The sequence below is a fragment of the Burkholderia sp. Ap-955 genome (assembly GCF_011753045.1).
Lineage (GTDB): Bacteria > Pseudomonadota > Gammaproteobacteria > Burkholderiales > Burkholderiaceae > Burkholderia > Burkholderia lata_D.
The window spans coordinates 1-11,728 of record NZ_VWWH01000049.1; the positions used below are offsets into that span (position 1 = coordinate 1).

Below are 11,728 nucleotides of genomic sequence, written 5' to 3' on the forward strand. Positions count from 1 at the left end.
CCGCGTCCGCGGCAAGTGGCGTGCCGGCCGCATCGGGCGCACATGCCGCGTCGGCCGCCGGCGCCGCCAGCGCCGCGACGCCGGGCCCCGCGACGAACGGTGTGAAGTTCATCGCGCCGCCGTCCGGCGATCTCCAGTACGACACGTTCTACAACGGCATGCAGAACATGATCGGCACGATCCACTGGCGCACCGACGGGCACACCTACGACCTGTCGGTGGCGATGCCCGTGCCGTTCGTCGGCCCGTTCACCTATCGCAGCGAAGGCCGCATCGACGCGTTCGGCGTCGCACCCGACCGCTATGTCGAGAAGCGCGGCAAGCGGCCGGAAGACATCGCGATCTTCAACCGCGAGATCCGGCAGGTCGTGTTCACGCGCACGCCGAACAACGCGCCGCTGTCCGACGGCGTGCAGGACCGCTTCAGCATGCTGATGCAGCTGTCGGGGCTCGTGCGCGGCAATCCGTCCGCGTACAAGCCGGGCGTCACGCAGCAGTTCTTCGTGATCGACAACAACAGCGGCGAAACCTGGCCGATCACCGTGATCGGCGACGAGCAGGTGCAGACGCAGGCCGGCATCATCGGGGCGCGGCACTTCATGCGCCTGCCGCGGCGCGACGGCGACACGCGCCGCATCGACATGTGGCTCGCACCGTCGCTCGGCTGGCTGCCCGCGCGGCTCGTGCAGACCGAACCGAACGGCGCGCAGATCGAGCTGTTGTGGCATGGCCGGCTCGCGGCGCCGGGCGTGCCGTCCGACGAAGCACCGGCAAGCGGCGCAACGCATGCGCCCGCCGGTGCACCGACGCCCGACGCATCGGCCGCTCCCGCCGCGGAACCGGCACAACCCGCGCCGCCGGCCACCGTGCAACCGCCGGCACAACCGGCTGCACCGCCCGCGCCCTCGCCTGTCACATCGCCTGTCACACAGTGAACTCGCGCGCGAATGCACGCGATTCGGCAATTTCGACCGATTACAGATTTCCGTGAAATGGCCGATGACACTCTTTAACAACTATTTCCGTCCACCGGCAGACAATGGGAAACGTTTCATAGACATCGGCTTCTAACCGATACACCCCATGCAGACGGGAACGGGGTGTGCAGCGCAAGCCCCTTGAAACCGGCAAGGCTCGCCCCACCTAGGGGACAACAAGGCCAGATGCCACTGCGAAGAGGAGTGCCGCCATGCAAATGATCTACAACAGCCCCAACTACTGCGTCGTCGAATTCGCGCCGCAGGCCGGCCACCACCTGATGAATGCCGGCGGATATGAAATCGTCGACAAGAACGCGCAGCGCGAAATCTTCATCGACGGCGAACTTGCCGAACGATTCCGCGCGCACGTGAAGCAGTTGATCGAGGATGAACCGTCGCTCGATGAAGTCGACGAATTCCTCGGACAATTCGACAGCCTGATGATGATGCCCGTCGTGCTGCACTGACGACCGCGGCCCGGCGCCTCGTGCGCCCGGGCCATTCGCCGCGCATCGACGCGGCGCCGCGAGCACTCCGATCATGCCCCCGCCCGGTTCGCCGGCGGGGGTTTTTCATTTGGCGGCCCGGCCGGCGCGGCGCAAGGCCGGGCGGCGCCCATGCGCACCGGCTACAATGACGGTTTTCCCGTCTTCGCCGGTCTTTCGCCCATGTCTGCGACTCCTCTCGCCGCTTCCGTCCCGCTCGACGCGCCCTACACGCGCGGCGCCGCACTGCCTGCGCTGCTCAAATCGCGCATCCTGATCCTCGACGGCGCGATGGGCACGATGATCCAGCGCTACAAGCTCGACGAAGCCGCGTATCGCGGCGAGCGCTTCAAGGATTTCCCGCGCGACATCAAGGGCAACAACGAACTGCTGTCGATCACGCAGCCGCAGATCATCCGCGAGATCCACGACCAGTACTTCGCGGCCGGCGCCGACATCGTCGAGACCAACACGTTCGGCGCGACGACCGTCGCGCAGTCCGACTACGAAATGGAAGATCTCGTCGTCGAGATGAACATCGAATCGGCGAAGCTCGCGCGCGAAGCGGCCGAGAAATACGCGACGCCCGACAAGCCGCGCTTCGTCGCGGGCGCGATCGGGCCGACGCCGAAGACGGCCAGCATCTCGCCGGACGTCAACGATCCGGGCGCGCGCAACGTCACGTTCGACGAGCTGCGCGCGTCGTACTACCAGCAGGCGAAGGCGCTGCTCGACGGCGGCGTCGACCTGTTCCTCGTCGAGACGATCTTCGACACGCTGAACGCAAAGGCCGCGCTGTTCGCGCTCGACGAGCTGTTCGAGGACACCGGCGAGCGCCTGCCGATCATGATCTCGGGCACCGTCACCGATGCGTCGGGCCGGATCCTGTCGGGCCAGACGGTCGAGGCGTTCTGGAATTCGCTGCGTCATGCGAAGCCGCTCACGTTCGGCCTGAACTGCGCGCTCGGCGCGGCGCTCATGCGCCCGTACATCGCCGAGCTCGCGAAGCTGTGCGACACGTACGTGTCGTGCTACCCGAACGCGGGCCTGCCGAACCCGATGGCCGAGACGGGCTTCGACGAGACGCCGGACGTCACGTCGGGCCTCCTGAAGGAATTCGCGCAAGCCGGGCTCGTGAACCTCGCGGGCGGCTGCTGCGGCACGACGCCCGAACACATCGCCGAGATCGCGAAGGCGCTCGCCGACGTGAAGCCGCGCCGCTGGCCGAACCAGTACAGCGACAACGCCTGACCCGACCGCCCCACGTCCTTCATCACCAGAATTCGCACCGCCATGACCGATCACATGATGCGCCTTGCCGGCCTCGAGCCGTTCAACGTCACGCCCGGGACGCTCTTCATCAACGTCGGTGAACGCACCAACGTCACCGGCTCGAAGGCGTTCGCACGGATGATCCTCAACGGCCAGTTCGACGAGGCGCTCGCGGTCGCGCGCCAGCAGGTCGAGAACGGCGCGCAGGTGATCGACATCAACATGGACGAGGCGATGCTCGATTCGAAGGCGGCGATGGTGCGCTTCCTGAACCTGATCGCATCGGAGCCGGACATCGCGCGCGTGCCGATCATGATCGACTCGTCGAAGTGGGAAGTGATCGAGGCGGGCCTGAAGTGCGTGCAGGGCAAGGCGATCGTCAACTCGATCTCGCTGAAGGAAGGCGAGGACGCGTTCCGCCACCACGCGCACCTGATCCGCCGCTACGGCGCGGCGGCCGTGGTGATGGCATTCGACGAGCAAGGCCAGGCCGATACGTTCGCGCGCAAGACCGAGATCTGCAAGCGCTCGTATGACTTCCTCGTGAACGAAGTCGGCTTCCCGCCGGAAGACATCATCTTCGACCCGAACATCTTCGCGGTCGCGACCGGCATCGAGGAGCACAACAACTACGCGGTCGACTTCATCGAGGCGACCCGCTGGATCAAGCAGAACCTGCCGTACGCGAAGGTGAGCGGCGGCGTGTCGAACGTGTCGTTCTCGTTCCGCGGCAACGACCCGGTGCGCGAGGCGATCCACACCGTGTTCCTGTACCACGCGATCCAGGCGGGGATGGACATGGGCATCGTCAACGCGGGCCAGCTCGGCGTGTACGCCGATCTCGACGCGGAGCTGCGCGAGCGTGTCGAGGACGTGATCCTGAACCGCCGCGACGATTCGACCGACCGCCTGCTCGAGATCGCCGACAAGTTCAAGGCGGGGGGCGCGAAGAAGGAAGAGAACCTCGAGTGGCGCAACCAGCCGGTCGAGAAACGGCTCTCGCATGCGCTGGTGCACGGCATCACGAACTTCATCGTCGAGGATACCGAAGAAGTGCGCGCGAAGATCGCCGCGGCCGGCGGCCGCCCGATCAACGTGATCGAAGGGCCGCTGATGGACGGGATGAACATCGTCGGCGACCTGTTCGGCCAGGGCAAGATGTTCCTGCCGCAGGTCGTGAAATCGGCGCGCGTGATGAAGCAGGCGGTCGCGCACCTGATCCCGTTCATCGAGGAAGAAAAGCGCCTGCTCGCGGAAGCGGGCGGCGACGTGCGCGCGAAGGGCAAGATCGTCATCGCGACCGTGAAGGGCGACGTGCACGACATCGGCAAGAACATCGTGTCGGTCGTGCTCCAGTGCAACAACTTCGAAGTCGTCAACATGGGCGTGATGGTCCCGTGCAACGAGATCCTCGCGAAGGCGAAGGTCGAGGGCGCGGACATCATCGGGCTGTCGGGCCTCATCACGCCGAGCCTCGAGGAAATGGCGTACGTCGCGTCCGAAATGCAGCGCGACGACTACTTCCGCGTGAAGAAGATCCCGCTGCTGATCGGCGGCGCGACGACCTCGCGCGTGCACACGGCCGTGAAGATCGCGCCGCACTACGAAGGCCCGGTGGTCTACGTGCCGGACGCGTCGCGCTCGGTGTCGGTCGCGTCCAGCCTGCTGTCCGACGAAGGCGCGACGAAGTACCTCGACGAGCTGAAGTCCGACTACGAACGCATCCGCGACCAGCATGCGAACCGCAAGGCGCAGCCGATGGTCACTCTCGCCGAGGCGCGCGCGAACAAGACCAAGGTCGACTGGGCGGGCTACCAGCCGGTGAAGCCGAAGTTCATCGGCCGCCGCGTGTTCAAGAACTACGACCTGAACGAGCTCGCGCAGTACATCGACTGGGGCCCGTTCTTCCAGACCTGGGATCTCGCGGGCCCGTACCCGGCGATCCTGAACGACGAGATCGTCGGCGAATCGGCGCGACGCGTGTTCTCCGACGCGAAATCGATGCTCGCGCGCCTGATCCAGGGCCGCTGGCTGACCGCGAGCGGCGTGATCTCGCTGTTGCCGGCGAACACCGTCAACGACGACGACATCGAAATCTACAGCGACGAGTCGCGCTCGGAAGTGCTGCTCACGTGGCGCAACCTGCGCCAGCAAAGCGTGCGTCCGGTGGTCGACGGCGTGATGCGGCCGAACCGCTCGCTCGCCGACTTCATCGCGCCGAAGGAATCGGGCGTCGCCGACTACATCGGGATGTTCGCGGTGACGGCCGGCCTCGGCGTCGACGCGAAGGAAAAGCAGTTCGAAGCCGACCACGACGACTACAGCGCGATCATGCTGAAGGCGCTCGCCGACCGCTTCGCGGAAGCTTTCGCGGAAGCGATGCACGCGCGCGTGCGGCGCGAGCTGTGGGGCTACGCGAGCGGCGAGACGCTCGACAACGATGCGCTGATCGCGGAAAAGTACGCGGGCATCCGCCCGGCGCCCGGCTATCCGGCCTGCCCCGACCACCTGGTGAAGCGCGACATGTTCGACGTGCTGCGCGCGGACGAGATCGGCATGAGCGTGACCGACTCGCTGGCGATGCTGCCGGCCGCGAGCGTGTCGGGCTTCTATCTCGCGCATCCGGACAGCACGTATTTCTCGGTCGGCAAAATCGGGCAGGATCAGCTCGAGGACTATGCGCAGCGCATGGCGCTGTCGCTCGACGACGCGCGCCGCGCGCTCGCGCCTCAGCTGTAACCGCGTCGACTGCGGCAACGCGCCGCTTCCATCGCCACGCGCCCCGATCCAGGGGCGCGTCGCACAACGGCATGATTCATCAGGATACCTAATCTCAATAATCGAGATCGAAGTCCGTGCAACGCCGAGCTTTCGGCCAACGCGCGCGGGCGACATGACACGCCCTTCTCCCTAAATCATTCCCGCCATGTCGACCTTCGAGATCCGGATCACCGAAACGCCAGTGGACAGCGCGAGTCCGTTCCCGCCGACGATCTACCGCGGCGAGCGCTGGGATCTGAGCCATCTGCGTCCGTTGACATTCACCTGCGATCTGGAAACCGGCTTCGACGTGACGGTTCTGGTCCTGTTCTCCTGTCACTGCTTCACACGCAGCTTCAAATGGGACGGACGCACCCGCGACGCCATTCCGGACGACGAGATCTACGACGACGGCCGCGAGACACGCGTGCTCTGTGCGGACCGGTATCGCGCGTCACGGCAGCTGCTGCGCGGCGTGATCGTCGGGCTGGCGACGCGCCGGATCGTCGTCGCGGATGAACGGCAACCCAATTTCGTCACGGTGGAAGCGGTCGCATCGGACGGCACGCACCGCGTGTATGCCGTGTTCTTCGAGGTTGCGAAGGACAGGATCAGGAAACGCCGGCTCATCCTGCGCGTGCAGTCGGCCTACATGCTGGATGGCGGCCTGAACCGGCGCCAGCGGGAAGCCCGGAAAGTCGCGTTGCGCACGTTGCTGCGCGCAAGCCTGGAAGGCCGCAAGATCCGGGCGTAGAAAAACCAACGGCCGCCTTTCGGCAGCCGTCGCATGCGGGACTCTCTTTCCGTCTTTCGACGAAATACCCACTCCAGGTGGGACCCGATTGCTCGGGCGGCGCTATGTTTTCGCACCCGCTTTCACATAGTCTTGCATTGAATTATAAGGAATTTCACTTTTCGGTCAAGGCAGGCGCCGCGCTCCCACCCCGATTTCGTGGCCGCCGTCCGGTCGGCGCGAATTTAATCAGACAAATGAAAAAGCCCGCTCGAACGCGGGCCTTTTGCTGTCCGGCGAACCGTTCGATCCGCCAGGCAACGAAGCTCAGAAGCCCCAGTGCACGTCGGCCTGACCGGCCTTCGCTTCGCGCAGCATCGTGAGGAACGGCGCAACGCGCTGTGCCAGGCTCGCCGGCACTTCGTGGTGCGCGTGGTCGGCTTCGTCCTCGTGGAAATGGCCGGCGTGCTCGGCGCGCTCCTGCTTCGCCTGCGCGACCGCGCCTTCCAGCTTGGCGATCGCGTGGTCCAGCTCGTCGTGCGTAATCACACCGCGCTCGCCCAGCTGCTTGCCGACGAGACCCAGCACATACACGGCGAAATCCTTCAGCACGTCGAGATCCTGTGCCGCCTTGCTCTTGAACGTAATCATGACAATTCCCTTTTCATCTTGTTGTGCCTGCGCGGCGCGGTTGGGGAACGCCGGCAGACCGGCGTCCGGCCTCGCGGACGCGGGCCGCCTGAGCGGCATATTAGCACCTGTTAAAATTCTGCGATCCCTGAAACGCGCGCTTAAAAAGCGCGCCGGCGGACCGGCGTTTCCGGCCGCCACCAACGAAGCCTTCTACCAGCATGCTGCCAGCACACAAACAGACCCTCGAAGCCCTGCTCGCGGATAGCGTCAAGCAGGTCGCACACGCGCTGAAAGGCGCCGACGCGGCATCCGTCGCCCCCGTCATCACGCTGGAGCGCCCGAAGGTCGCCGCGCACGGCGACGTCGCGTGCAACGTCGCAATGCAGCTCGCGAAGCCGCTCGGCACGAACCCGCGCCAGCTCGCCGAGCAGATCGTCGCCGCCCTCACCGCCCAGCCGGGCGCGCAAGGCCTCGTCGAAGCCGCCGAGATCGCCGGCCCCGGCTTCATCAACCTGCGCCTGTCGGCCGCCGCGAAGCAGGCGGTGATCGCCGCCGTATTCGACCAGGGCCGCGCGTTCGGCACGTCGGATCGCGAGAAAGGCAAACAAGTGTTGCTCGAATTCGTGTCGGCGAACCCGACCGGCCCGCTGCACGTCGGCCACGGCCGCCAGGCCGCGCTCGGCGACGTGCTCGCGAACGTGATCGCGAGCCAGGGCTACGCCGTGCACCGCGAGTTCTACTACAACGACGCGGGCGTGCAGATCGGCAACCTCGCGATCTCGACGCAGGCGCGCGCACGCGGCCTGAAGCCGGGCGACGCGGGCTGGCCGGAAGCCGCGTACAACGGCGAATACATCGCCGACATCGCACGCGACTTCCTGAACGGCGAAACGGTCGCCGCGTCGGACGGCGAGCCGGTCAAGGGCACGGGCGACGTCGAGGATCTCGACGCGATCCGCAAGTTCGCGGTCACGTACCTGCGTCGCGAGCAGGACATGGACCTGCAGGCATTCGGCGTGAAGTTCGACCAGTACTACCTCGAGTCGTCGCTGTACAGCGAAGGCCGTGTCGAGAAGACGGTCGACGCGCTGATCAAGGCCGGCATGACCTACGAGCAGGACGGCGCGCTGTGGCTGCGCACGACCGACGAAGGCGACGACAAGGATCGCGTGATGCGCAAGTCGGACGGCACGTACACGTACTTCGTGCCGGACGTCGCGTACCACGTGACGAAGTGGGAGCGCGGCTTCACGAAGGTGATCAACATCCAGGGTTCGGACCACCACGGCACGATCGCGCGCGTGCGCGCCGGCCTGCAGGGCCTGCACATCGGGATCCCGAAGGGCTACCCCGACTACGTGCTGCACAAGATGGTCACCGTGATGCGCGACGGCCAGGAAGTGAAGATCTCGAAGCGCGCGGGCAGCTACGTGACGGTGCGCGACCTGATCGAATGGTCGGGTGGCGCGGCGGCAGGCCAGGAAGCGGCGCCCGACCTGATCGACGAAGCGACCATCACGCGCGGCCGTGACGCGGTGCGGTTCTTCCTGATCTCGCGCAAGGCCGATACCGAGTTCGTGTTCGACATCGACCTCGCGCTGAAACAGAACGACGAAAACCCGGTCTACTACGTCCAGTACGCGCACGCGCGGATCTGCTCGGTGCTCAACGAGCTGAAATCGCGCTACAACGTCGACGTCGCGCAACTGCCGGGCGCCGACCTGTCGCAGCTGACGAGCGCGCAAGCGGCGTCGCTGATGCAGAAGCTGGCCGAGTACCCGGACATGCTCACGCACGCGGCCAACGAACTGGCACCGCACGCCGTTGCGTTCTACCTGCGCGACCTCGCTGGCGAATTCCACTCGTTCTACAATGCGGAGCGCGTGCTGGTCGACGACGAAGCGCCGCGCAATGCGCGCGCCGCACTCCTCGCCGCGACGCGGCAGGTGCTCGAGAATGGTCTGGCGGTGCTCGGCGTGTCCGCGCCCGCCAAGATGTAAGGCAGCAAGCGGCCCGAACCGGGCAGCGAATGGCTGCGGCTGGAGCGCCCGCCGTCGGATGCCCGCCGTCGGATGCCCGCCGTCGGGTGCCCACCGCAGCCTTTTCACGATTCTTTTTGCAGGTGACTCAAGCAATGGCACAACCACGCCGAACTTCGAAGCAATCGAAACAAGCCGGAGGGACATTTCTTGGAATCGTGCTGGGCCTGATCGTCGGCCTCGCGATCGCCGTGGTGGTGGCGCTCTACATCACGCGTTCCCCGTCGCCGTTCGTATCGAAGGTCGCGCCGCCGCCGGCCGACAACGGCGCGAGCCAGCCGCAGCAGTTCGATCCGAACCGCGCGCTGCAGGGCAAGACGCCGGGCCAGCCGGTGCCGCAGGCCGCGCAGCCCGCACCGCCGAACACCGCGCCCGGCCAGGCCGCGAACCAGACCCAGGGCGGCCTGCTGCCCGAACCGCAGATCGTCGAAGTGCCGCCGCAGGCCAACGGGTCGAGCGGCTCGAACAACGCCGGCAGCTCGAACAACACGACCGCGTCGAACAATACGTCGTCGAGTAACGGCGTCGCCGTCGCGCCGAAGCCGGCCGACACCACGCCGCCGCCGAAGAAGACGCAGCAAGCGCAGCAGCAGCAGCAAGGTGGCGAGGACGACCTCGCCCGCTTCGCCGCGCAGAAGCAGGCGCAGCAAGCCGCCGCGCAAAAGCAGCAACAGCAGCAACTGGCCGCGAACACGCCGAAGCCGAACTCGTCGGCCACGGCCGCCGCGGCAGCGAAGCCGCCGACCGCGAACGACGCGAATACCGGCTACTTCCTGCAGGTGGGCGCGTACAAGACGGAAGGCGACGCCGAGCAGCAGCGCGCGCGCCTCGGCTTCCAGGGCTTCGAGTCGAAGGTGTCGAAGCGCGATGTCAGCGGCGTGACGTATTTCCGCGTGCGCGTCGGCCCGTTCTCGAAGTTCGAGGATATGAACTCGGCCCGCCAGCGCCTGTCCGATGCAGGTGTCGACACGGCGGTGATCCGTTTCACGAAGCAGTAAGCAACCGGCCGAGCCCACTCAGAACCCGTTACGTCCCGTAACCCGAGCAACTGATTCGACGTTCACAACATGAAAAAACTGCTTAGCACGCTCCTTCTTTCCCTGGGCCTGGCCGCCGGCCTCGCGCAGGCTTCGCCCGCCGCGCCGGTCGCCGGCAAGGACTTCGAGGTGATGAAGTCGCCGCAGCCGGTGTCCGCACCGGCCGGCAAGGTCGAGGTGATCGAGTTCTTCTGGTACGGCTGCCCGCACTGCTACGAATTCGAGCCGACGATCGAGGCCTGGGTGAAGAAGCAAGGCAACAACATCGACTTCAAGCGTGTCCCGGTCGCATTCCGTGACGATTTCGTCCCGCACTCGAAGCTGTTCTACGCGGTGTCCGCGCTCGGCATCTCCGAGAAGGTCACGCCGGCGATCTTCAACGCGATCCACAAGCAGAAGAACTACCTGCTGACGCCGCAGGCGCAGGCCGACTTCCTGGCCACGCAAGGCGTCGACAAGAAGAAGTTCACGGACGCGTACAACTCGTTCAGCGTGCAGGGCGAAGTGAACCAGTCGGCCAAGCTGCTGAAGGACTACGCGATCGACGGCGTACCGACGGTCGTCATCCAGGGCAAGTACAAGACGGGCCCCGCTTACACGAACAGCATCCCGGGTACCGCCCAGGTGCTCGACTTCCTCGTGAAGCAGGTTCAGGACAAGAAGCTCTGATCCCCGCCCGCGCGCCGGCATGACTACTCCGCTGAAGGTCTTCATCACCGGCGCATCGAGCGGCCTCGGCCTCGCGATGGCCGAGGAATACGCCCGCCAGGGCGCCACGCTCGCACTCGTCGCGCGCCGCACCGATGCCCTCGATGCGTTCGCGCGGCGCTTCCCGACGCTATCCATCTCCGTCTATTCCGCCGACGTGCGCGACGCCGATGCGCTCGCGGCGGCCGCCACGTCGTTCATCGCGACGCACGGCTGCCCCGACGTCGTGATCGCGAACGCAGGCATCAGCCAGGGCGCCGTCACGGGCCAGGGCGATCTCGCGACGTTCCGCGACGTGATGGACATCAATTACTACGGGATGGTCGCGACGTTCGAGCCGTTCGTCGGCCCGATGACGGCCACGCGCCACGGCACGCTGGTCGGTGTCGCGAGCGTGGCCGGCGTGCGCGGGTTGCCCGGTTCCGGTGCATACAGCGCGTCGAAATCGGCCGCGATCAAATACCTCGAGGCGCTGCGCGTCGAGCTGCGGCCGGCCGGCGTCGGCGTCGTGACGATCGCGCCCGGCTACATCCGCACGCCGATGACCGCGCACAACCCGTACCGGATGCCGTTCCTGATGGACGCCGACCGCTTCGCGGCGCGTGCGGCCCAGGCGATCGCGCGGCAGCACGCGTTCCGCGTGATTCCGTGGCAGATGGGCGTCGTCGCGAAGGTGCTGCACGTGCTGCCACGCTGGCTGTACGACCGCCTGTTCGAGAAGGCGCCACGCAAGCCGAAGGCCGGGGCGCACTGACGCTCCGGTGAGCGCCGGCCCGCGTGAAGCTTCGCGGGCCTTCTCTCCGTCTCTCCGTCTCTCCACACCGACGCCTGGCGGCTTCGACGCTTGGATTCACCGCACGCCCGCGCCGTCCCCGACGCGCTGCCGTCCCGCCTCCCCGGCCCCAGCGCTCTTCCGCCCGCAGCCTCCTTCGCCCTGCTCGCCGCCCCAACACCCGTTCCGTCGCGAACGCAGCCGTTTTTCGGTCAATTCGCCGCGTTCAGGCGCCTTTTTTCACGCGTCGCACGCTTTGACGGTATGCTATTCGCCAGCCGCGCCGGCCCTGTCCGCTTCCGGGCCGCG

Annotated in this window: 10 protein-coding genes; 9 read left to right on the top strand and 1 reads right to left on the bottom strand. The window is 66.4% G+C overall.

Annotation, left to right across the window (positions count from 1 at the left end):
• From F3J15_RS23265 to F3J15_RS23285, 5 genes are all read left to right on the top strand, one after another.
• Positions 1–935, top strand: a 935-nt coding sequence (locus F3J15_RS23265; protein ID WP_166894289.1) for a DUF3108 domain-containing protein, incomplete at its 5' end; no start/stop codon positions are given.
• Positions 936–1,189: 254 nt separating this feature from the next.
• Positions 1,190–1,447 (top strand): DUF3567 domain-containing protein, encoded by a 258-nt coding sequence (locus tag F3J15_RS23270; RefSeq protein WP_006477667.1) that lies wholly within the window; start codon positions 1,190–1,192, stop codon positions 1,445–1,447.
• Positions 1,448–1,648: 201 nt separating this feature from the next.
• The gene (locus tag F3J15_RS23275) at positions 1,649–2,716 is read left to right on the top strand and encodes a homocysteine S-methyltransferase family protein (RefSeq protein ID WP_089446708.1); all 1,068 of its coding nucleotides are present in this window, start codon (positions 1,649–1,651) and stop codon (positions 2,714–2,716) included.
• A gap of 42 nt (positions 2,717–2,758) precedes the next feature.
• On the top strand, positions 2,759–5,476 hold the full coding sequence (gene metH, locus F3J15_RS23280) for a methionine synthase (RefSeq protein WP_166894291.1): 2,718 nt from the start codon (positions 2,759–2,761) through the stop codon (positions 5,474–5,476).
• 187 nt (positions 5,477–5,663) lie between these two features.
• On the top strand, positions 5,664–6,251 hold the full coding sequence (locus tag F3J15_RS23285; protein WP_166894294.1) for a hypothetical protein: 588 nt from the start codon (positions 5,664–5,666) through the stop codon (positions 6,249–6,251).
• A 306-nt stretch (positions 6,252–6,557) separates the two neighbouring features.
• Here F3J15_RS23285 and F3J15_RS23290 read toward each other — a convergent pair whose 3' ends face one another.
• Complete coding sequence (locus F3J15_RS23290; protein WP_166894296.1) at positions 6,558–6,881, bottom strand: DUF1840 domain-containing protein; 324 nt, start codon at positions 6,879–6,881, stop codon at positions 6,558–6,560.
• Between the two features lie 200 nt (positions 6,882–7,081).
• On the opposite strand from F3J15_RS23290, the gene argS reads away from it, so the two are divergent.
• The 4 genes from argS (at position 7,082) to F3J15_RS23310 (ending at position 11,401) form a co-directional block, all read left to right on the top strand.
• Positions 7,082–8,863 carry an arginine--tRNA ligase gene (gene argS / locus F3J15_RS23295; RefSeq protein ID WP_069248984.1) on the top strand — a complete coding sequence of 594 codons (1,782 nt, stop codon included), beginning with the start codon at positions 7,082–7,084 and terminating at the stop codon, positions 8,861–8,863.
• A gap of 134 nt (positions 8,864–8,997) precedes the next feature.
• On the top strand, positions 8,998–9,900 hold the full coding sequence (locus F3J15_RS23300; RefSeq protein ID WP_166894298.1) for an SPOR domain-containing protein: 903 nt from the start codon (positions 8,998–9,000) through the stop codon (positions 9,898–9,900).
• 69 nt (positions 9,901–9,969) lie between these two features.
• Positions 9,970–10,608, top strand: coding sequence for a thiol:disulfide interchange protein DsbA/DsbL (locus F3J15_RS23305; protein WP_039346369.1), 639 nt, complete (start codon positions 9,970–9,972; stop codon positions 10,606–10,608).
• Between the two features lie 19 nt (positions 10,609–10,627).
• Positions 10,628–11,401, top strand: coding sequence for an SDR family oxidoreductase (locus F3J15_RS23310; RefSeq protein WP_089446520.1), 774 nt, complete (start codon positions 10,628–10,630; stop codon positions 11,399–11,401).
• Positions 11,402–11,728 lie beyond the last annotated feature (327 nt).